Raw genomic sequence first — 20,583 nt, 5'->3', positions numbered from 1 at the left:
GACCATGCGGATTCGTTCGACAATAACCCGGCTCGCGATTCCCGCGGTCGCGTGCGGACTGCTGCTGTCGGGGTGTTCGGGCTCCACGACCGGGACCGGGAGCTCCGCTCTCGGCACGACCAACGACATCAATCCGCACGACGTCGCCGACCTTCGCGACGGCGGCAGCGTGCGGTTGGCGATCTCGGAGTTCCCGCCGAACTGGAACACCCTCCAGATCGACGGCAACAACTACGACATCACCGCGGTGGAACGCCCGATGCTGCCGCAGGCGTTCAGCATCGATGCCGCCGGTGGCACCCATCTCAACACCGACTACTTCACCAATGTCGAGTTGACCGGAACCGATCCGCAGACCGTCACCTACACCATCAACCCGAAAGCGGTGTGGACGGACGGGACGCCGATCACCTGGGAGGACATCGCTTCTCAGGCCGAGGCGCTGAGTGGTCGCAACCCGGAGTACCTGATCGCCAACAACATGGGTTTCGATCGGGTCGCGAAGGTCGAGCGCGGCGTCGACGATCGCCAGGCGGTGCTGACCTTCAGCAAGCACTTCGGTGAATGGCAGGGGCAATTCTCCGGCAACAGCATGCTGTACCCGAAGTCGGTGACCTCGAATCCGGAGGCGTTCAACAAGAGCCTCGTCGACGGCATCAAGGTGACGGCCGGACCGTTCGCCGTCCAATCCACCGACCGGACTCAGGGGCGGATCACGCTGGGGCGCAATCCGAAATGGTGGGGTGCGACGCCGAAACTCGACACCGTCAATTTCAGCGTGCTCGATTCCGCCGCACTGGTACCCGCATTGCAGAACGACGAACTGGACGCGATCGGCATCGGCAGCCGTGGTGATTTGGTGACGGCACAAGGTGTTCCGAATGTCTCCATTCGCCGCGCGCCGGCGCTGCAGTGGTCGCATCTGACCTTCAACGGCGCTCCGGGTTCGATTCTGGAGGATCCCAAGGTTCGGGTGGCCGTTTCGAAGGCCATCGATCGCCAGGGCATCGCGAACGCGATTCAGAACGGTCTGGTCGCCGAACCCAAACCGCTGAACAATCACATCTACCTGGAGGGGCAGAAGGGTTACCAGGACAACGCCCTGCCCTACGACCCCGATGCCGCCGCCCGCGAACTCGACGCCTTGGGCTGGAAATTGCAGGGTGACGTGCGCGTGAAGGACGGCCGCAGACTCGAGATCCGCGACGTGATGTACAACGATCCGTCCTGGGTTCAGATGGCGCAGATCATGCAGCAGAATCTCGCCAAGATCGGTGTGAAGCTGACGATCGACACCCGACCCGGCCAGGGGCTTTTCACCAATGTCTTCCAAAAGGGCGACTTCGATCTGGCCCAGTTCTCCTGGGTCGGTGACCCCTTCCCGTTGGGCAGCATCAACCAGATCTGGGGATACGACCCGAACAACTGGCAGGGCAATTACGGCCACATCGGTTCCCCGGAACTCAACGATCTGATCGAGAAGACCGTCTCCGAACTGGATCCGGCCAAGGCCATCGATCTGGCCAATCAGGTCGACCGCCAGATCTTCGCCGAGGGTCATTCCCTCCCGCTGCTGCAGTCGCCCGGCATCGTCGCGGCCCGATCCAACCTCGCCAACTACGGCGCGCGCGGCCTGGCCTCCCTGGACTGGACGAAAGTCGGCTACCTGAAGTGATTTCCGGTACCGGCCATCCGCTGGCCTATCCGGTTCTGACCACGATCGGCGCCCTGGTGATCTGCATCGCCTGGGCGCCGTTCGCCGATCCGGAACAGTTGGCCATGCTGGCGGCGGTGGGGCTGGTTGTGCTGCTGTACACCGGGTTTCGCCTCGCGGTGGCGTTCGGGGTGGTGCCGTGGCGCACGATTCCGGCCGGGACGTTCCGGGTGAAGCGGGTACGCCAGCAGAACCGGTTGGTCAGCCGATCGTGGCTGGAACTGAGCTCCGGCGGCCGAACCCGTTGGCTGCCGGTCTATTTCGATCCGTCACTCGCCGTCCTCACGGAGTCCGACGCCGACTGTGACGCGGCTGTGGTCGTGCACGGCCACCGCCTGTTCGCCTCCGGAGCGGTCCGCGACCGCGAACCGCAGGGCCGCCTGATCGACAACCCGACCCGCCCCGACCCCGACGGCCCGTCCCACGCCGCCGCAGCCACCCGCCTCGGCCGCCGCCTCCTCCTCGACGCCCAATTCGCCGTCGTCGCCCCCTTCGCCGGCCTGTTCTGGATCTACGTCGGCGGCGGCGGCGTTCCCGCCTTCGCCGCCGCGACGGTGGTCGCTGCGGCTACCGCCACCTGGTTCGCCGCCATCCGGGGATCGGATCCGAGCTGAGGCGATCGAGGGCCGAAGAGCAGCGGTGGCGGCTCGGCATCGAAGCGCTGGGCCCGGGTCAGCGTCTTCACCCTTGTGCGCGTTTGGCTTTCGCGGCGGCGCGGCGTTCCATCTCCTCGCGTTCCAGGACCTTCGCCTGCTCCAATGTCGGTGCGGTGCCGCCCAAACGGGCCGGGACCCAGCGGGCGCCCGGGGGCATGTCGTAGTCCCGTTGCGCGGCGTCGAGCAGTTTCTCCATGCTGGAGCGCAGGGCGGCGGTGAGGTCGTCGGCGTGGTCGACGGGGGCTATGGGGTCGCCTACCTGGATGTGGATCGGGAAGTTGTGGCGGCCCAGTTGTTTCGGGATGTCTTTGGTCCAGACGCGTTGGGCACCCCAGATCGTCATGGGGATGATGGGGACGGCGGCTTCGATCGCCATGCGGGCGGCGCCGGATTTGAATTCCTTCAGTTCGAAGCTGCGGCTGATGGTGGCTTCGGGGTAGACGACGACGATTTCACCGTCGCGCAGGGCGGTGACGGCGCGGGCGTAGGATTCGGCGCCGGCGGTGCGGTCGACGCCGATCGCCTTGCACTGTCTCATGAGCCAGCCGACGATGCCGTGTTCGAGTTCGGCCTTCATCATGTAGCGGACGTTGCGGCCCGATTCGCGGCCGACGAGTCCGACCTCCATGAAGTCCAGGTAGGCCGTGTGATTCACGGCCAGGACCGCACCGCCGGTGCGCGGGATGTGCTCGCCGCCGACGATGTCGATCTTCAGGCCCTGTGCCCAGAAGATGGTGCGAACCAATCCGGTGAGGACGTCGAAAACGGGTTCTCGCGTCATCGGTGACACTCCTGGTACTACCGGGCCGACCCTGCCGTCAGGAGTCGGCATCTCCCGCTTCGGCGGCGCGACGCGCGGCGCGCGCCTCCGCTTTCGCCTTGGCCTCGGCCGCGTCCATCGCGTCGGCTTCCTCCAGTGTCGGTGCGCCGCCGCCCAAGCGGGCCGGAACCCAGTATGCGCCGGGCTCGTGCGGGTAGTCCTTCTGCAGGCCGAGCAGCATCTCCTGCATGGTCGCGCGCACGGTCTCGGTGAGTTCGGCGACCGCCTTCTCGTCCGCCTCCGCGGGCGGGAAGATGGGTTTGCCGACGGCGATCGAAATGGGGGTGTTGGTGCGGCCCAGGCGTTTCGGATGCCCCTTGGTCCAGACCCGCTGCGCACCCCAGATCGTCATCGGGACGATCGGTACCCCGGCCTCGACGGCCATCCGCGCGGCACCCGATTTGAATTCCTTGATCTCGAAGCTGCGGCTGATGGTCGCCTCGGGATACACCCCGACCAGTTCGCCGCGGCGCAGATAGTCGACGGCCGCCTTGTAGGAGTCCGCGCCGGCCCCACGGTCGACCGGGATGTGCCGCAGCACGCGCATGATCGGCCCGGAGATCGGGTTGTCGAAGACTTCCTTCTTCGCCATGAACCGGATGTAGCGCTTCGGTGTCCGCGCGGGCAGGCCCGCGTAGGTGAAGTCCATATAGCCGGTGTGGTTGATCGCGATGACCGCGCCGCCCTGCGCGGGGATGTTCTCAGCGCCCGTGACGTCGAATTTCAGTCCCTGTACGAAGAAGACGGTCCGGGCCAGGCCGATGATCGTCCGGTATACGGGTTCCACAATTCCGCTAGCGTAGTCGCTGTCACATTTTCGCTACCGACCGCCGCACAGAAAACGAGGTTCAGCGCAGTGGAAAGCCCCAATCCAGCATCGCGTGCAGGCGGCCGGAAACCACGAGGGGGTATGGGCGCAGCGCTGCATACCGGACGGGCGGCGCGACGCGGCAGGCGGTTCTCGGCGGTGCGGGCAGGTGGTCTGGCGATCGTGGTCGCGGGCATCCTCGCCGGATGTGATTCGCAGGTCGGCATCGAGGGCACCGACTATCACAAGTCCGAGAATTCCCCCGCGGCAACGCGATCCGCCGCTCCGTCGTCCTCGCGGATCGCCGCTCCCGCTCCGGCAGCGCCCGAACCCGCGGTAGCGGTGGCCCTCGTCACGGCCGATCCTCAGGCCACCGACGCCATGACCCGCTGGGTGACCGATCTGCGGCAGCTCACTCCGGCGGAAATGGCAGCCAAGTGCTGGACGATGGCTCCCCGCAACGTCGAGACGATGTACTCCGACAAGCAGGCCATCGAGGCGGCGCTGGCCGAACCCGGCAGTGACAACGGAACCGCCCTCGTGTGGAAGTCGGCGAGCGGAGCCGCCGACGCGGTGACCGTCGTCGCCGAGCGAACCGATATCGCCACCGGATATGCCTGCCCACGGGTATACCCTGCCGGCACCGAGATCGGTTTCGGCACCGGCAGCGAGGCCCAGACCGCCGACGCCCGCCACATCGTCCGGCGCTATCTGTCCCGCCAGACCGGACATCCGATCGACGCGGCGGACCAGGAAAACACCCATCCGCTGGTGTGCACCGCCGCCACCGCGTGGGATCCGAACGGCACCGGACGCACATCGCGCCCGCCGCTGGCCACGAATGCGGCCAAGCTCACCTCGCCGACCGCTTTCGCCGATCAGTCGCTCAGTTCCACGGCTCTGAACAGCACATACCTGTCCATATCCGCGACGGTCACGGCCGGCGGTGCCCAGCAGGAACGGACATACACCGTGAAAGCGACGGACAACGGATATTGCATCGGCGACGTTTCGGCCTGATGCGCGGGAGCGGGCCGGCCTCGTCGCGATAGCCCGGGGGTAACCGCGAGGTCACGAGATGACAGTGGGCGCGATAGCGATCCGCCTGCCGCTCAGACCAGTTCGGGGACGCGCAGATGCGCGAGGGCGACCTCGAAATCGCCGACTTCGAGCACGTCGACACCGGCTCGGCGGGTTCCTTCGCGGCGCAGGGTGGCGAGTTGTTCGCGATTGCGTTCGACCGCGTCGGCGCTCTCGAAGGTCTCGCACGCGACACCGCGCCCGTTCGCCCGATCGACCAGCAGGCTCGTGCTGCAGAACCCCGGCATCTGTTCCAGTTGCGACGCCACCATGGACTTGTAGGTGTCGATCGCCTGGTCGAACCTGCTGGGATCGTCGGACTTGGCCCAGGTGAGCTGGGCACATGCGCCTTCGGGCAGGCGATGGTCGCGGTGCATGGCCGCGACCTCCCACTGCTCGACCCGCGCCGAATCGGCACCGAGCAGCTGGACGGCGCGATCACGCAGCGAACGCACCCGATCGGCGCTCTCGCGCATCATCTCCTCGGATTCCCAGGACGTCGTCGCGATGCAACGACCGGACTTCCGGTCGACAAGCAACGACATCCCGACACAGCCGGGCATGTTCTCCAGGGCCGGCATCACCTCGTCGCGCATATGCGCGATTCCGGTGTCGATCGCGGAGGTCTTGGCTTGGATAGTCGTAGAACGTGCGTACACGGGTCCACTTCCTCTGTACTCGGGGCAGCGCCCCGGTGGCGCCACCGTGCACCTCCACACTGCGCCGGTCCGACGGCCAAGGCAATAGCTCGGAAATAACCGGTATCGAGGCCTTCGAAAGCGCCCCTCAGGCTGCGCAAGCCCGTTCAACCGCTACCCTGGGTGGCTGGTAGCCGGGTTCAGGAGGGACTTCTTCGTGCAGATCACCAGCGTCGGACATGCCGGATTCCACATCCGCACCGCGGCCGGGACGATCCTCTGTGATCCGTGGGTGAATCCGGCCTATTTCGCGTCGTGGGTCCCGTTCCCGGACAACACCGGGCTGGACTGGGACGAGCTGGGCAACTGCGATTTCCTCTACGTCTCGCACCTGCATCGCGACCACTTCGACGCGAAGAATCTGCTCGACCACGTGAACAAGGACGCCACCGTCCTGCTGCCGGACTATCCGGTGCCGGATCTGCAGCGCGAGCTCGAGAAGCTGGGCTTCCACACATTCTTCGAAACCCAGGACTCGGTCAAGCACACGATCACCGGCCGGGACGGGCACGAACTGGACATCATGATCATCGCGCTGCGGGCGCCGGCCGACGGGCCGATCGGCGATTCGGGCCTGGTCGTCTCCGACCGCGAGACCGTGTGTTTCAACATGAACGACGCCCGGCCGGTGGACATGGACGTCCTGCACGAGCAGTTCGGACATATCGACATCCACCTGCTGCAGTATTCGGGTGCCATCTGGTACCCGATGGTCTACGACATCCCGAGCAAGACCAAGGCGAATTTCGGCAAGCAGAAGCGCCAGCGCGGAATGGACCGCGCGCGCAGCTATATCGAGCAGGTCGGCGCCACCTGGGTGGTGCCCTCGGCCGGACCGCCGGTGTTCCTCGACGACGAACTGCGCTACCTCAACGACGACGGCGAGAACCGCTACTCCACCGACAACGGCAATATCTTCCCGGACCAGATGGTCTTCCTCGAGCAGATGCGCATCCACGGCAATCCCGGTGGGGTGCTGATGATTCCGGGTTCGGTCGCCGATGTGCGCGGGAAGGAACTGGATCTGACCCATCCGTTCGATCCGGCCGAGATCTACGACGACAAGGCCGGCTATATCGAGCGGATGGCGCAGCGCATGGCGCCGGTGCTGGAACGCGAGAAGGCTTCCTGGGCAACCGAAGACGGCACACCGCTGCTTCCCCAGCTCAAGGAGCTGTTCGAACCGATCATGGCGCAGAGCGATCTGATCTGCGACGGGATCGGCTATCCGGTCGGGCTGGTCATGGGCGAGGAAACCGTGGTGCTCGACTTCCCGAAGCGGCTGGTGCGCGGGCCGATCGAGGGAGAAGGCAAGTACCGGTACGGGTTCCGCATCGCCCCGCAGCTGGTACGCACCGTGCTGCGCGACAACGAACCCGACTGGGTGAACACCATCTTCCTGTCCACCCGCTTCCAGGCGTGGCGGATCGGCGGCTACAACGAATTCCTCTACACCTTCTTCAAGTGCCTCACCGACGAGCGCATCGCGTATGCCGACGGCTGGTTCGCCGAGGCACACGACGATTCCGCCTCGACCGAGCTCGCCGGCTGGGAGGTACAGCGACGCTGCCCGCACCTGAAGGCCGATCTGTCGAAATTCGGTGTGGTGGAGGGCAATACGCTCACCTGCAATCTGCACGGCTGGCAGTGGGATCTGGAGACCGGGCGCTGCAAGACGTCCAAGGGGCACGAACTTCGTTCGCGCAAGTTGTGAAAGGGGTGAACTATTCGTGCAAACTCGGGCCGAATGAGCAGATTTCCGCGCAGAAGGCTCAGGTTTGCACGAATAGTTCACCGCCCTCAGCCGGGCGCCAACCGGCTGAGCGACTCCCAGGCTCGATACCCTTCGGAGCGCACCGCAGTGAGTTCGGCGACCTGATCGAAGGAATTGCCGCCCACGATCAGACGTCGCGGCGGATCCTCGAGTTCGACCAGTTTCATGATCACCGGCGCGGCCGAACTCGGCGCCGGCCCGGATTCGTCGCCCCACATGCGTGCCAGCTCCTCGCGCAGTGACTCGTACTGCGGCAGGGCCTCGGTCGCGGTCGTTCCCGCGGTGAACAGGCCGGTGTCGTAGCCGCCCATCTCCAGATTGGTGACCTTGACGCCGAAGGGTTCGGCCTCCATCGCCAGAGCTTCGGTCAGCGAGGCCAGCGCCGCCTTCCCGGCGCCGTAGTAGCCGACGGCGGCCATATCACCGGCGGTTCCCATCGAGGTCACCTGCAGGATGCGGCCGTGCCCCTGTGCGCGCAGCTGCGGCAGCACGGCCTGGACGACCCATACCGCGCCGAAGAAGTTCACATCCAGATGCGCGCGAATCTGGTCCTCGCTCGCCTCCTCGACCATGCCGTAGAGCATGCCGCCGGCGTTGTTCACGACGACGTCGAGCTCCCCGACCAGCGCGAGGGCCCGCTCGACGACCTCGAATACGGCCCGGCGATCCGACACGTCCAGGCCGAGCGGAATCAGCCGATCCGGATGTGCGGCGGCCAGATCCCGTAGCGGTTCGACATCGCGGGCCGTCGCGACCACTCGATCACCGGCATGGAGGGCGGCTTCGGTGAACGCACGCCCCAGCCCACGGGAAGCGCCGGTGATGAACCAGGTCTTACCGGTGGTCATATCCCACATCCTCTCTTAATGAGACGGTCCGTCTCGTCTCGACACAGAGTGCTGACCGCAGTGCGAATTGTCAAGACGATCCGTCTCGTCTCGCTGGAAATGCTAGGGTCGACCGCGTGTCCGATACCGCGAAATCCGAACCGGCCGGCTCCCGGCGCAGCGAGAAGTCGCGGCAGGCGATTCTGACGGCCACGCGTGACCTGCTCTCCGAGGTCGGATATCGGAAGGTCTCGATCGAGGCGATCGCCTCGCGCGCGGGTGTCGGCAAGCAGACGATCTACCGCTGGTGGCCGTCCAAGGGGGCGGTGATCTTCGAATCGTTCCTGGACCTGAGCGACACCGACGGGGAGGGCATCTCGCTGCCGGACACCGGGGATATCGAGGCGGATCTGAAGCTGGTGATGCGGGCGACGGTCGCGGAATTCGCGGATGCGGAATTCGAGAAGCCGGTGCGGGCGCTCAACACCGAGATCATCAACGATCCGGAGCTGGCCGCGCAGTACGACCGGCAGTTGCGACGTCCCGTCGACGACGCCAAGAAGGCGCGGTTACGCAGCGCGCAGGCGGCCGGGCAGGTGCGCGCGGATGCCGACCTCGACCTGATGCTCGAAATGCTGTACGCGCCGGTGTATCAGCGATGGCTGCTGCGATACGGGCCGCTCGACGACGCGTATGCCGATGCGCTGGTGGAGCACACGCTCCGCGCCTTCCGGCCCTGAATCACGAAAGCCGTTCAGGCCGGTGGGTGGTGCGCCCCTGCGCGAGGACGCCGATAGCGGCGGCGAGCAGCGTCAATACGCACCCGACGACGGTCAGCGCCGACAGTCGGGTGCCCGTCGGTGCGACGACATCCAGGACCACCGAACCGATGAGCTGGCCGGACACCGAGGTCAGGCCGAACAGGAGCACCCCGATCCAGCGCACGATCAGCGCCGCCACGGCGATGAAGAAGACCCCGATCGCCCCGCCGAGGTAGAGCCACGGTTCGGTGGGAAAGCCGCTGGGCCGGCCGATCCGTGCGAGTTGCGCCGCCTCCACCACCAGCAGGCCCGCGGTCCCGGTCGCGAAATTGATCGTGGTGGCCGGCACCGGCCCGCCGACGGTCGCCAGCCGTCCGTTGACCGCCTGCTGCCACGCCAAACCGAGTCCCGCCAGGGCGGGCAGTGCGATCAGTAGATAGGCCGCGCCCCCGCCGGAAGCGGATTCGCCGCCGGAGCGCCCCAGCGCGGCCACACCGACAGCCGCGACCGCGAGGGCCGCCGCACCGAGCCGCACCGGCGTCACCGGCGTGATTCCGGCCGGGCTCACACCCAGACGGTCCACGACGAGACCGCTGGTCAACTGGCCGGCGACCACCGCGATCGTGAAGGCGGTGACGCCGATCGTGGCCACGGACAACCCTTGACAGGCAACGAAGAACGCGCCGCACAACCCACCCAGCAGATGCCACCACCGCAGCCGGCCGGCGTGCACCGAGCGGCGTATCGCGGCCAGACCGATGCGCATCCGCCCGCTGAAACCGCTGACGATGAGCAGCAGGATCAGACCGGAGCCGAAACTGATGACCGCCGCGGCGATTCCGTCGTTCAGCCGATCGCCGAGATCACCGTTGATTCGTGCCTGGACCGCCACGCCGGCGCCGCAGCACAGGCCCAGCAGCACCCCGATCCAGCGCCGCACGTCGGTTCGTTCACGGGCTGCGGTCATATCCGCCACGGTAGTGGGTCCGGCCGAGCCGATACCGCACCCCTGATCGGGTCAGCTCCGACGGATCGAGCCCTCGGGATCGAATCCGTTGTTGTCCAACGGGACCCAGCCCTTGGCGGCGAGCTCCCGATCGGTCGCACCCGCGCCGACCAGCCCGCGGTTGGAGTTCATATCGCTGATCAGCTCGGACACCGGATGCGAATCGCTGTAGTGATAGCCCTGGGCGAGCGCGAAGCCGAGTTCGGTCAGCACGGCCGCCTGATATTCGGTTTCCACACCCTCGGCGATGACTTGGAGATCCAGCGACTTGCTCAGCGCCGCAATCACTCCCAGTAGCGGTGGGGCGGGCGAATCGGACCGGATCGCGGCGACGAACGACTGGTCGACCTTGAGAATGTCGCTGGGGATGGTGGCCAATCGGCTCAGCGAGGAGTAGCCGGTGCCGAAATCGTCGATGGCGATCCGAACGCCGCTGTCGCGCAATTGGTTCAGATTCGCGATGGCGGTCTGCGATTCGGCGGCCAATTCGCTCTCGGTGACCTCCAGGACGAGCTGGTCGGCCGGCCAGCCGGTATCGGCGAGGATGCCGGAGACTCGGTCGGCGTAGTTGCTCTCGGCCAATTCGAGACCGCTGACGTTGACATTCAGGGTCAGATCGAGCTGGGCGAAGGTCTGTTGCAACCGGGCCGCATCGGCACACGCGCGCCGCAGAACCAGCTCGTCGAGGTCGGAGATCAGGTCGTATTCCTCGGCGACCCGGATCAGCCCCTCGGTGGTCACGTCGGGCTGGGCGTTGGACGACCAGCGCAGCAGCGCCTCCACGCCGACCGCCTGGGCGCCGTCCTCACCCAGGCTCACGATGGGCTGGTAGTGCACGTCCAGCGCACCGGTGTCGATGGCTTCGCGCAGTTCGACCGCCAGCGGCAGCTGCCGCGACGACTCCAGCACAGTGCGGTTGCGCCCGGCCTGCTTGGCGCGGTACAGACCCACGTCGGCGCGACTGACCAGCAGCGATCCGGATTCGCCGGGCTGCCAGGAGGTGACGCCGGCCGAACATCCCGTGGTGACCGCGGCACGCAGCTGTTCGGTCAGCAGGATCGCGGCCTGTTCGGTGGTGTTGGGCAACAACAGCGCGAACGCGTCGCCGCCGTATCGGGCCAGCACCTGATCCGGGCCCAGCAGTTTCGACCAGGTGTCGCCGACGCGCTGCAGCACGGCATCGCCGGCGCGGTGGCCGAGATGATCGTTGATCTTCTGGAACCGGTCCAGGTCGACCAGGACCAGCGCCAGGCCCTGCCCGGTCCGCCCGGCATGTCCGATGGCGCTGTTGAGCGCGCGATCGAAACCGCGGCGGTTCAGCAAGCCGGTGAGTGTGTCGATATCGGCGTCCGAGGCCATCCGGGTGAGGATGCCGACCACGATGCCGACGCCGACCGTGATACCGGCCGGGATGATGCCCGACCACCAGGGCAGACCCCGGGACGGCACCACCCACAGACAGAGCACGACCGCGAAGCCCACATGCGCCCCGGCCAGCCGCCAGGCGAAGAAGATCGCGGCATCGGCGGCGACGAAGACGTAGAAGGCGGCGAGGGTGATCGCGCCGACGGTGTTCGGGAACCAGTGCACGGCGATGGTGACCAGTACCGTCGCCACCGCGACATAGCCGTGGTGCACCCAGTGCGGCTGGCGCGGGCCCCAGATCAGCAGGCTCACGCCGAGCAACAGCGCGACCGCGGCGGCCGAGCCGACCAGCGGGCGGTTGCCCTCGTCTCCCGGTGCGATGGCAGTGATCAGCAGGCCCAGGACCCCACCCATGACGTAGAACGCCCCGGTGGTCCGAGCCATGACCATTGCCGTCGCCAGCGCCGATGCCGCCCGAACCTGCGTGCGGGTATCGCCGCGAGACCCGAGTCCTCGCACGCCGTCCAGCCTAGACAACGCGGTGCATAGCAGTAGTGACAACCGCCGGATTCGAGGTCGAAGTCACCGCGCCCCGGCCGCGATCATCACCGCGACAGGGCCGCAACCGTCAGCGCGGCGGCTCGAGCACCTCGCGGCCCACGAACGGAACCAGCGCGGCGGGCACCCGGACCGAGCCGTCGGCCTGCTGGTGATTTTCCAGCAACGCGACGATCCACCGAGTGGTCGCGAGGGTTCCGTTGAGGGTCGCGGCGATCTGCGGCTTGCCGTTCTCGTCCCGGTAGCGCACCGACAGGCGGCGGGCCTGGAAGGTGGTGCAGTTCGAGGTCGAGGTGAGTTCGCGATAGGTCTGCTGGGTCGGCACCCAGGCCTCGCAGTCGAATTTGCGGGCGGCCGAGCTGCCGAGATCGCCACCGGCCACATCGATGACCCGGTACGGGACCTCGATCGCGGCGAGCATCTCCTTCTCCCAGTCCAGCAGGCGGCGGTGTTCGGCGTCGGCGTCCTCGGGACGGCAGTAGACGAACATCTCGACCTTGTCGAACTGATGCACCCGAATGATGCCGCGGGTGTCCTTGCCGTAGCTGCCGGCCTCGCGGCGGAAGCACGACGACCAGCCGGCATAGCGCTTCGGACCCTCGCTCAGATCGAGGATCTCGCCCGAGTGGTAGCCGGCCAGCGGGACCTCCGAGGTGCCGACCAGGTACAGATCGTCGTCGTCGAGGTGGTAGACCTCGGCCGAATGCTGGCCCAGGAAGCCCGTTCCGGCCATGATCTCCGGACGCACGAGTACCGGCGGGATCATCATGGTGAAACCGTTGGCGACCGCGCGCTGGGCGGCCAGCTGCAGCAGACCGAGTTGCAGCAGGGCGCCGTAGCCGGTCAGGAAGTAGAACCGGGCGCCCGAGACCTTGGCGCCGCGTTCCATATCGATCAGTCCGAGCGCCTCGCCCAGGTCGAGATGATCGCGCGGAGAGAAGTCGAATTCGGTGGGAGCGCCCACGGTTTCGAGCAGAACGAAATCGTCCTCGCCGCCCGCGGGTGCGCCCTCCTGCACGACGTTCGAGATCGCGCGGTGGGCGCTGTCGAGTTCGGCGTCGGCGGCGTTCTCGGCGGCCTCGGCCTCCTTCACCTTCGCCGACAGCTCCTGCGCGTGGGCCAGCAGCGTCGCGCGCTCGTCCGGGGACGCCTTGCCGACCTTCTTACCCAGCGCCTTCTGCTCGGCGCGCAGGTTGTCCGCCGTCGCGACCGCGGCGCGGCGGGCGGCGTCCGCCTCGAGCAGGGCATCCACCAGCGCCGGGTCCTCACCGCGGGCACGCTGCGAGGCACGGACCGCTTCGGGATTCTCGCGCAGGAATCGGAGGTCGATCATGGGCAATCAGCCTAGTGGGAGGTGTCCACCGCATTTTCTGTGGATCCGGTGAAATCCGAACCGATCGTGGCAGGCCCCGCACGGCGCCTGCCATGATGGACGGCGATGTCCTCCGACGATGGGGCGCCAGCGGCGCCGGAACCGGGAAACGAAGAATCCGACATGCCTCGCCGCAGGCGTGCCGGGGCGAACCGTCACCGCCCGTCGCCGGGCGCCGGGAAACGCTCCGGGGACGGCAAGGCGCTGCATCCGCATCGGCTGCGGTGGGGATTGCTCGCGGTCGCCGTCGGCGCCGTGGTAGCGGCCCTGGTGACGCTGTCCATATCGGGATTTCGCAGTTCGCACGGGCTGGAGGTGCACGATCCCGGGTCGGGCAAGGCGCCCGCCGGCCGCGCAGACGCCGCCTTCGGCTCCGCCAGATCGGGTGACTGCCTCACCTGGACCAGCGCCAAAACCCTGGATCTGACCAAGGTCAACTGCGCCGACAAACATCTGTTCGAGGTGACCGCCGACATCGACCTGAGCAAATATCCGGGCCGCGAATTCGGGCCGGGCTCGGCCTTCCCCGATTCGCTGCGCTTCGGCGAACTGCGCGACGAACACTGCGCCTCGGCCGCGGCCGCCTACCTCGGTGGCCGGCTCGACCCGCGGGGGCGGTTCGTGGTCGGCATGGTCAACCCGGGTGAACCGGGCTGGCGCAACGGCGACCGGACCATCCGGTGCGGATTGCAGTTGGTGAGCGCCACGGGTAGCGCGACGCAGCAGACCGTGGGCCGGGTGCGCGACAGCGACCAGTCCCGCGTCTTCGATCCGGGCACCTGCATCGGCATCAATCAGAATCTGCCGACCAACGAACCGGTCCCCTGTGGTCAGCCGCACGCCTACGAGGTGATGTCGACCGTCGATCTCGGCACCCACTTCAACGGCGGCCCGCCGGCGAATGCCGATCAGGACAAGTTCATGCAGGACGAATGCGCCCGCGCCGCAGGCGATTACCTCGGCGGTCAGGACGCGCTGATCAACAAGACGCTGACCATCTTCTGGGACAACCTCGACGCCCGCAGCTGGCTGGTCGGCAGTCACAAGCTGAACTGCCTGGTGGGCAAGGGCTCTCAGGACGGGTTCGCGACGATCACCGGATCCGCCAAGGGCGATGTGCTGATCGACGGCCAGGCCCCGGTGCCGCCGCCGAGTTCCGGGCGTTCCACCCCGGCACCGCTGCCGGGCGCGGCGCCCGCGCCGATTCCACCGCAGCGCTGACACCATGCCGGTGTCGATGTCGGAGAGCCGGTTCGAGGAACTGGTCGGCGATGCGCTGGATACGATTCCGCCCGCGCTCGCCGCGGCGATCGAGAACGTGGTGGTGCTGATCGAGGCCCGCGATCCCGAGGATCCGCAACTGCTCGGGCTGTATCACGGCATCGCGCTGACCGACCGGGTGGACAGTCAGTACGGCGGCGCGCTACCGGACACCGTCACCATCTACCGCGACACGATTCTGGAAATGTGCGACGACGAACGGCAGGTCGTCGAGGAAGTGGCCATCACGGTGATCCATGAGATAGCTCACTATTTCGGGATCGACGAAGAACGGCTGCATCAGCTCGGTTGGGGCTAGTCTTTACGCGCGTAGCGGGTAAAGTCGAATCGATTCGTGACTCGAGGGAACCGAACCGGGGGCCGTCGCGTCCAATCATCTCGTAGGGGGAATTCTCGTGGTTCCACCGACGGGTCTGCCGGATCCTCTGTGCCGGAACAGCACTGGGCTCGGGCAGCCTCGACACTTGCACAGCCGCCACAAGAAGGAGTTCGAGTCATGGTTGGTTTGCTCGGTGTACAGCCCGAAGTCGTGCTCGCGGCCTCGGCGGAACTCGATCTGCTCGCCGAACGTCTCACTGCTGCCGCCGCTTTGAGCGGCCCGGCCACCCACGTCGTCCCCGCCGGCGCCGAAGAGGTGTCCGTCGCCGCGGCAACCCATCTGAACGAGGGCGCGCTCAGCCATGACCGCGCGGCCGCGCAGGCCATTCTCGAATTGCACCACGCGGCCGCGATCCTGCGTCAGCAGCTGGCCTCGTACATCGCCGAGGACGCGATCAACGCGGCCGGCACCGCCGCGATTCAGTTCTGACCGGCGCGATCCTTCACCACACCATTCGTTCAGGGGAGAGACAATGACTGCAGGGATCACCGGAATCTATTGGCTGCCGCGGCTCGCCGAGGGCAACTCGAGTCTGCTGACCGCGGGTCCGCACGCCGTTCCGGCCGCTGCCGCGGCCACGGCATGGGGTGGTCTCACGGCGGCGTGGGTCGACGCGACCGCCACCGTCACCCGGGTCATGGCCGAACTGGGTGTCGGCATGGTCGGTCTCAACGGTGCCGTCGCACTGACCAAACTCGCCGGCTTCACCGGCTGGGCCGAACAGCAGGGCATGCAGGCGGCGGCGATGGCGGCCAAGGCCTCCGCCCACGCCACCGCCAATACCGTTGCCACCCTTGCCATGCCGAGCCTGCCGGAGATCGCCGCGGTGGACGCCGCGCGCGTCGCGGCACATGCTCACGGCGGCGATCTGGACGGCAGCGCCGAGGTGGCGGAAGCCGCCAAGGCCGCCCTGGATGTGCAGGCCGCACTGGTCATGGACACCTACGAATCCACCGTCGAGGCCATGACGGCGACTCCGGCCGAGTTCCTGACGCCGCCGCCGATCGCGGCGGGCGCCGGGGTGGCCGACAGCGGCGCCGAGGCGGCGTCGCAGAACACCACCAGCGACCCCGTGCAGACGGCCATCGGTGTGGCACAGGCGCTCGCGACCGATCCGGGCGTGATCAGCGCCGCCACCCAGGCGGCCAATGTCGCCGGATCGGTGGCGACGACGGGTGTGTCCACGGTGGGCAATGTCGCCGGTACCGCGATCGCCGCGGCGACCAGCCAAGCCGCGCCCGCCGCGAGCATGTCGCCGATGATGATGGGCGGCATCGGTGGAGTCGCCGCCGCCGGTGGTGCCGCGGCCGCCACGCGCGCCGTGTCCTTCGGTGGCAGCTCCGTCGGCATCGGCAACGGCGCCGGCACGCTGCAACTCCCCGAGGGCTGGGGCGCCGGCAACGTGATCGGCGCTCCGGCCGCGACCGCTCCGGTGGCGGAGACGGCACCCGTCGCGCAGATGGGCGCACCGGCTCCGGCCCGCGCGAACAACGCCGCCGGTAACCCGCTGCTGGGCCGCCAGGTGGACAGCGACGACGACGAGGGCGAGCACCAGGGCAACGACTACCTGCGGGGCGAGCACTTCGCCGACGGCCGGGTCATCGCACCCGGTGTCATCGGAGCAGACCCGGCCGCCGGAGCGCGCTAAGTGACCGTGCTCGGCGCCGGCCGCGGGCCGTCGATGCTCGAGTCGGTCGTGTTGTCGCTCGACGAGATGCAGTTTCTGCTCGAGAAACTGGAGATCGACGAGGTGCCTGTCGTACTGGATGCGAGGGGCCGCTACGACAATGTCGTCGACCACGACCGGGCGATGACCGCGGCCGCCGAATCGCTCACCGCGCGTGACCTGCTCGTCGACGGAGTCGTGCATCACGACCTCGAAGACCGGCTGCGCGGGCTGTACCGCCCGCACTGGGTGATCTCGATGCGCTGGTACGTCGGCGACCGAGTGAACCGATTCTGCCTCGCCAAGGGCGACGACATCGATGTCGTCGCCCTACGCGGGCCGACTTCCTACAGCATCGACGAGGCGGGACACGACCTGCCGGGCACGATCATGGCGGCGCTGGGTCCGGCGGAGGCGCTCGAACTCAGCGGAATGAATGTTCTCACCGAGGAACTCAAGCCGATTCTCGGTGATGCCGGGGATGCCGCGACCACCGCGCGGCGCCTGGAGCGAGTGGGGCGGCCGCCCCGCGACGCGCAGGCGCTGGCCTCGGCGCTGGTCGAAATCCATTCGCACGCTTCGATCGTCGGCGTCGTGTACAACGACGCCAGTCGCGACATCTCCGACGGGATGATCGCGGTGTACAACACCCGCAACGGGCGATTCATCGGCGTCACCACCCGCTCCGACGACGAGGTCATGTGGACCTCGCTGGCCAGCGGGACACCGGGCCGATTGCGCACCGCGATCAAGGACCTCGTCGACAAGCTTCCGCTCCGTGAGGATTTCAAGCCGGCGACGCCCGGAATCGGCTAACCCATCGGGTCGTCGGCCTTCGGTTCGACCTTGTATCCGAACGGCGGGGTGTAGCGGCCCCAGCGGACACAGGTCCAACCGCCGTCGGCGGTCGGTGCCAGCTCGATGGTTTCGGTGTTGTCCAGATGGTTGTTGGTCGTGAACGGCGGGGCGACGCCGGTGAGTTCACGGGCCGCCAGTCGCATCGCGGCGCCGTGGCTGACCAGAAGCACGTCGCGCGATTCCGAGCCGGGGAGCAGGTAGTCGTCTCGAAGTTGTTCCAGCACGGGCAGATACCGCTCGAGGACCTCCTCGCCGGATTCGCCGCCGGGCAGTCGCGTATGCAGTTCACCCAGATGCCAGGAACGGTAGACCCGCTGGAATTCCCGATGCGCCGCATCGGAATTCTGCCCCTCCAGTTCACCGACCTGCACCTCGTACACACCGTCGGCCACCTCGGCCGCCACACCGGTCACCGATTCGATATGGCTCGCGGTCTGCTGGGCACGCAGCGCCACCGAGGAGTACAACCGCACCGGCGGCACCGCGAGCCGCGCGGCGAACGACTTCGCTTGCGCCACACCACGTTCGGTCAGCGGTAGACCCGGTACCCGGGTATCCAGAAGTTTCGCGACATTACCCTCGGTCTCGCCGTGACGGACCAGCACCAATCTGCCGGAACCGCGGACGGGATCGCGGTTCGCACCGGTTTCGCTCATGAGGCGTCCACCCCCTTTTTCACATCGTCCAACCAGGCCGCCGCCGGCTCGTCGGCGGGCGGCGGCGAACCACTCGGTGAACTGGCCGGCCAGGAACCCAGATAGCGGATCCGCCCGGCGGTCCGGTGCAGCGCCTTGAGGGCCTCGGCGACGGCGGTGTCGTCGATATGGCCGACACAGTCCAGATAGAAGCGATAGGTGCCCATCCCGGTGCGCGTCGGCCGGGATTCGATGCGGGTCAGATCCACACCGCGCGTGGCGAATTCGGCGAACACCCGCATCAGCGAACCGGGTTCGTTCGCCAGTTCCAGCACCACCAGCGAGGTGCGGTCGGCGCCGGTGCGGGCCGGCGCCTCCCGTGGTGGGGTGACGAGCACGAAACGGGTGATGGCCTGGTCGTGGTCGGCGACGCCGGTGGCCAGTTCGATGAGGTTCAGCCGCTGACCGGCCAGGGTGGTCGAGACCGCGGCGTCGGCATGACCGGCCACCACATCCTCGGCCGCGGCCGCGTTGGAGGCCGAGGTGTACAGCGTTGCCTGCGGTATCCGATCCGCCAGCCACAACCGCACCTGTGCGGCCGCCACGGGATAGGCCGCGACGGTACGCACCCGTGACAGCTCCATTCCGGGTTTCGCCACGATCGTGAACGCCACGTCGAGCTCGGTTTCGGCGATGATCTGGAGCCGCGGGCCCACCGCGAGCGCGTCCAGGGTCGCCGAGATGGAACCCTCGACCGAGCTCTCGATCGGCACCACCGCGCCGTCGGCCGCACCGGACCGGACCATCTCGAGTGCCGCGCCCTGACTGGGTGCGGCGATCCGCTCGACCGGCTCGTCGAAGGCCCCGTCCGATTCGAGTCGGGCCAGGGCCATCTCGGTGAAAGTTCCCGACGGTCCGAAATAGGCGATACGCGGCACGGATACGACATTACTGGCAGTTGGCTGCGCGCTCGCCGTTTGTGCGTACCCAGCGGTAACAGCCCAGGTCGGGGCCGGGCTCGATCAGGAGGTCAGCACCCGCAGCGCCGCCGTCACCGACTCCACCTGTTCGGTCTCGACGGCCAGCAGCACCTCGCGCAGTGCCTGGACGGCCGGCGCGGACAGGCCACGCAGGAAATCGATATCGGGGCTGGTCAGCGCGGTCCGGATATTCTCGCCGCACAGCGCGGCCACCGTCGCCGCGACGATCGCCACCGCCCGCTCACCCGAGCCCGTCGCGGCGACGAATCCGGTATCGGAATGTGCTACGCCGACCAGGAATTCGGCGATGCGCTCATCGGGCAGGGTCAGATCGAGTACCGGCGCCTGGGGATTCGCCGAGGGCGGCCGGACCAGTCCGTCCACCAGATCGGACGGGCCCGTGCTGGGCACGCTCAACGACAACAGAACGGGTTCGGAAGCGGGCGTCGAATCGTGCGGCACATTTCCACCGTAGCGAGCGCAATGCTTGCGTAACCACGGGCCGTGACTTAGCTTAGGTTTACCTAATTATCCGTCCGTATCCGTCCCGGGTTCGTCACTGGAGGTCTGTATGCGCCGCACGATCACGTCCGCCGCTCCATCCGCCGCGGAGCGGATCCGCAGTGCGTGCGCCCATGCCGAGAGTTCCGTCCTGGCCCTGCCCGGCACCGATCCGATTCCCACGACCGTGCACCACCTGCGCGCGTGCGGTGATGTGGTCGTCGCCGTCGCGCGCAACTCGGCGGCGGTCGCCGCCGCGGCGGCCGAGGTCGGTTCACCAGGTGTGCTGGAGCTGACCGACCACGCACCCTTGGCGTTACGCGAACCCGTGCGTGCGCTGGTCTGGTTGCGCGGGCGCGTGCGGGCGGTACCCGGACATGCCCAGCGCGCCTTGGCATCTCAGGTCGCGAGCGAATATCCGCATCCCGGCCTGCTCGATGTCGGCCATACCAGCACCCTGCTGCGAGTGGTGCTGGAATCGGCCGTCGTCGCCGACTCCGCCGGCGCCGAATCGGTCTGCCCGCACGATCTGCGCAGCGCCGACGCCGATCCGTTCTGGGAGCTGGAAGCGGCCTGGTTGCAGCATATGGACTCCGATCACGCGGATGTGATCGCCCGGCTGGCCCGCCATCTGCCGGTCCGGCTGCGCGGCGGCTCGGTGCGGCCGCTGGCCATCGACCGCTACGGCGTCACGCTGCGGGTCGAGGGGCCCGACGCCGATCACGACGTGCGCCTGCCCTTCCACGCGCCGGTGGACGACGTGCAGCAGTTGAGCCGCGCGGTGCGCATCCTCGCCGGCTGCCCGTTCTTCGATCGCATGCACGGCTCCGATCGCTCCGCCTGA

General features: G+C 67.6%; 21 protein-coding genes. 11 read left to right on the top strand and 10 right to left on the bottom strand.

Annotated features, from left to right (window positions below):
* Positions 1 to 4 precede the first annotated feature (4 nt).
* Entirely contained in the window at positions 5 to 1,675 is a 1,671-nt protein-coding gene (locus NK1_RS17480; RefSeq protein WP_063009932.1) for an ABC transporter family substrate-binding protein, read from the top strand.
* On the top strand, positions 1,672 to 2,328 hold the full coding sequence (locus tag NK1_RS17475; RefSeq protein WP_439955946.1) for a hypothetical protein: 657 nt from the start codon (positions 1,672 to 1,674) through the stop codon (positions 2,326 to 2,328). Before NK1_RS17480 ends, NK1_RS17475 begins: the two co-directional genes overlap by 4 nt.
* Positions 2,329 to 2,395: 67 nt before the next feature.
* Here NK1_RS17475 and NK1_RS17470 read toward each other — a convergent pair whose 3' ends face one another.
* Together NK1_RS17470 and NK1_RS17465 are read right to left on the bottom strand one after the other, a co-directional pair.
* Positions 2,396 to 3,151 carry a lysophospholipid acyltransferase family protein gene (locus tag NK1_RS17470; RefSeq protein ID WP_063009930.1) on the bottom strand — a complete coding sequence of 252 codons (756 nt, stop codon included), beginning with the start codon at positions 3,149 to 3,151 and terminating at the stop codon, positions 2,396 to 2,398.
* Positions 3,152 to 3,188: 37 nt separating this feature from the next.
* Positions 3,189 to 3,977 carry a lysophospholipid acyltransferase family protein gene (locus tag NK1_RS17465; protein WP_063009928.1) on the bottom strand — a complete coding sequence of 263 codons (789 nt, stop codon included), beginning with the start codon at positions 3,975 to 3,977 and terminating at the stop codon, positions 3,189 to 3,191.
* 123 nt (positions 3,978 to 4,100) lie between these two features.
* On the opposite strand from NK1_RS17465, the gene NK1_RS17460 reads away from it, so the two are divergent.
* The gene (locus NK1_RS17460; protein WP_063009926.1) at positions 4,101 to 5,018 is read left to right on the top strand and encodes a hypothetical protein; all 918 of its coding nucleotides are present in this window, start codon (positions 4,101 to 4,103) and stop codon (positions 5,016 to 5,018) included.
* Positions 5,019 to 5,110: 92 nt separating this feature from the next.
* Here NK1_RS17460 and NK1_RS17455 read toward each other — a convergent pair whose 3' ends face one another.
* A complete protein-coding gene (locus NK1_RS17455; RefSeq protein ID WP_063009924.1) occupies positions 5,111 to 5,737 on the bottom strand; it encodes a hypothetical protein in 627 nt (208 codons plus the stop codon).
* Between the two features lie 196 nt (positions 5,738 to 5,933).
* Between NK1_RS17455 and NK1_RS17450 the strand changes: the two genes are divergently transcribed.
* Positions 5,934 to 7,490 carry a Rieske 2Fe-2S domain-containing protein gene (locus NK1_RS17450; RefSeq protein ID WP_063009922.1) on the top strand — a complete coding sequence of 519 codons (1,557 nt, stop codon included), beginning with the start codon at positions 5,934 to 5,936 and terminating at the stop codon, positions 7,488 to 7,490.
* 86 nt (positions 7,491 to 7,576) lie between these two features.
* Here NK1_RS17450 and NK1_RS17445 read toward each other — a convergent pair whose 3' ends face one another.
* Entirely contained in the window at positions 7,577 to 8,398 is an 822-nt protein-coding gene (locus NK1_RS17445; protein ID WP_063010004.1) for an SDR family NAD(P)-dependent oxidoreductase, read from the bottom strand.
* Positions 8,399 to 8,514: 116 nt separating this feature from the next.
* On the opposite strand from NK1_RS17445, the gene NK1_RS17440 reads away from it, so the two are divergent.
* Positions 8,515 to 9,117, top strand: a complete 603-nt coding sequence (locus NK1_RS17440) for a TetR/AcrR family transcriptional regulator (protein ID WP_245660614.1) — start codon at positions 8,515 to 8,517, stop codon at positions 9,115 to 9,117.
* Between the two features lies 1 nt (position 9,118).
* Here NK1_RS17440 and NK1_RS17435 read toward each other — a convergent pair whose 3' ends face one another.
* The 3 genes from NK1_RS17435 to serS form a co-directional block, all read right to left on the bottom strand.
* Positions 9,119 to 10,105: a DMT family transporter gene (locus tag NK1_RS17435; RefSeq protein WP_063009920.1), complete on the bottom strand. Its 987-nt coding sequence runs from the start codon at positions 10,103 to 10,105 to the stop codon at positions 9,119 to 9,121.
* Between the two features lie 51 nt (positions 10,106 to 10,156).
* On the bottom strand, positions 10,157 to 12,028 hold the full coding sequence (locus NK1_RS17430) for a putative bifunctional diguanylate cyclase/phosphodiesterase (RefSeq protein WP_245660613.1): 1,872 nt from the start codon (positions 12,026 to 12,028) through the stop codon (positions 10,157 to 10,159).
* Positions 12,029 to 12,137: 109 nt separating this feature from the next.
* The gene (gene serS, locus NK1_RS17425) at positions 12,138 to 13,400 is read right to left on the bottom strand and encodes a serine--tRNA ligase (RefSeq protein WP_063009917.1); all 1,263 of its coding nucleotides are present in this window, start codon (positions 13,398 to 13,400) and stop codon (positions 12,138 to 12,140) included.
* A 105-nt stretch (positions 13,401 to 13,505) separates the two neighbouring features.
* Here serS and NK1_RS17420 point away from each other — a divergent pair, with 105 nt between their 5' ends.
* The 5 genes from NK1_RS17420 (at position 13,506) to NK1_RS17400 (ending at position 17,581) form a co-directional block, all read left to right on the top strand.
* Complete coding sequence (locus tag NK1_RS17420) at positions 13,506 to 14,660, top strand: septum formation family protein (protein ID WP_063009916.1); 1,155 nt, start codon at positions 13,506 to 13,508, stop codon at positions 14,658 to 14,660.
* Between the two features lie 4 nt (positions 14,661 to 14,664).
* Complete coding sequence (locus NK1_RS17415; protein ID WP_063009915.1) at positions 14,665 to 15,018, top strand: metallopeptidase family protein; 354 nt, start codon at positions 14,665 to 14,667, stop codon at positions 15,016 to 15,018.
* Between the two features lie 198 nt (positions 15,019 to 15,216).
* Positions 15,217 to 15,528 (top strand): PE family protein, encoded by a 312-nt coding sequence (locus NK1_RS17410; RefSeq protein WP_036496990.1) that lies wholly within the window; start codon positions 15,217 to 15,219, stop codon positions 15,526 to 15,528.
* A gap of 43 nt (positions 15,529 to 15,571) precedes the next feature.
* Positions 15,572 to 16,747 carry a PPE domain-containing protein gene (locus tag NK1_RS17405; protein ID WP_063009914.1) on the top strand — a complete coding sequence of 392 codons (1,176 nt, stop codon included), beginning with the start codon at positions 15,572 to 15,574 and terminating at the stop codon, positions 16,745 to 16,747.
* Positions 16,748 to 17,581, top strand: coding sequence for an ESX secretion-associated protein EspG (locus tag NK1_RS17400; protein WP_063009913.1), 834 nt, complete (start codon positions 16,748 to 16,750; stop codon positions 17,579 to 17,581).
* Here NK1_RS17400 and NK1_RS17395 read toward each other — a convergent pair.
* From NK1_RS17395 to NK1_RS17385, 3 genes are all read right to left on the bottom strand, one after another.
* Positions 17,578 to 18,279 (bottom strand): histidine phosphatase family protein, encoded by a 702-nt coding sequence (locus NK1_RS17395; RefSeq protein ID WP_063009912.1) that lies wholly within the window; start codon positions 18,277 to 18,279, stop codon positions 17,578 to 17,580. The genes NK1_RS17400 and NK1_RS17395 overlap by 4 nt on opposite strands.
* Entirely contained in the window at positions 18,276 to 19,196 is a 921-nt protein-coding gene (pheA, locus tag NK1_RS17390) for a prephenate dehydratase (protein ID WP_063009910.1), read from the bottom strand. Before pheA ends, NK1_RS17395 begins: the two co-directional genes overlap by 4 nt.
* Before the next feature lie 84 nt (positions 19,197 to 19,280).
* Positions 19,281 to 19,700, bottom strand: a complete 420-nt coding sequence (locus NK1_RS17385) for a hypothetical protein (protein ID WP_063009908.1) — start codon at positions 19,698 to 19,700, stop codon at positions 19,281 to 19,283.
* A 109-nt stretch (positions 19,701 to 19,809) separates the two neighbouring features.
* On the opposite strand from NK1_RS17385, the gene NK1_RS17380 reads away from it, so the two are divergent.
* On the top strand, positions 19,810 to 20,583 hold the full coding sequence (locus NK1_RS17380) for a DUF2470 domain-containing protein (protein ID WP_063009907.1): 774 nt from the start codon (positions 19,810 to 19,812) through the stop codon (positions 20,581 to 20,583).

This window comes from Nocardia kruczakiae NBRC 101016, assembly GCF_001612965.1.
GTDB lineage: Bacteria > Actinomycetota > Actinomycetes > Mycobacteriales > Mycobacteriaceae > Nocardia > Nocardia kruczakiae.
Note: the sequence above shows the minus strand (reverse complement) of the source record. Positions and strands in the feature narration are given on the sequence as shown.

Bases quoted from the DNA above. Each gene is read 5' to 3' on its own strand.
- NK1_RS17410 (WP_036496990.1), top strand. From the start codon at position 15,217: ATGGTTGGTTTGCTCGGTGTACAGCCCGAAGTCGTGCTCGCGGCCTCG.
- NK1_RS17405 (WP_063009914.1), top strand. From the start codon at position 15,572: ATGACTGCAGGGATCACCGGAATCTATTGGCTGCCGCGGCTCGCCGAG.
- NK1_RS17380 (WP_063009907.1), top strand. From the start codon at position 19,810: ATGCGCCGCACGATCACGTCCGCCGCTCCATCCGCCGCGGAGCGGATC.
- NK1_RS17460 (WP_063009926.1), top strand. From the start codon at position 4,101: ATGGGCGCAGCGCTGCATACCGGACGGGCGGCGCGACGCGGCAGGCGG.
- NK1_RS17470 (WP_063009930.1), bottom strand. From the start codon at position 3,151: ATGACGCGAGAACCCGTTTTCGACGTCCTCACCGGATTGGTTCGCACC.
- NK1_RS17420 (WP_063009916.1), top strand. From the start codon at position 13,506: ATGTCCTCCGACGATGGGGCGCCAGCGGCGCCGGAACCGGGAAACGAA.
- NK1_RS17415 (WP_063009915.1), top strand. From the start codon at position 14,665: ATGCCGGTGTCGATGTCGGAGAGCCGGTTCGAGGAACTGGTCGGCGAT.
- NK1_RS17480 (WP_063009932.1), top strand. From the start codon at position 5: ATGCGGATTCGTTCGACAATAACCCGGCTCGCGATTCCCGCGGTCGCG.
- NK1_RS17435 (WP_063009920.1), bottom strand. From the start codon at position 10,105: ATGACCGCAGCCCGTGAACGAACCGACGTGCGGCGCTGGATCGGGGTG.
- serS (WP_063009917.1), bottom strand. From the start codon at position 13,400: ATGATCGACCTCCGATTCCTGCGCGAGAATCCCGAAGCGGTCCGTGCC.
- NK1_RS17445 (WP_063010004.1), bottom strand. From the start codon at position 8,398: ATGACCACCGGTAAGACCTGGTTCATCACCGGCGCTTCCCGTGGGCTG.
- NK1_RS17395 (WP_063009912.1), bottom strand. From the start codon at position 18,279: ATGAGCGAAACCGGTGCGAACCGCGATCCCGTCCGCGGTTCCGGCAGA.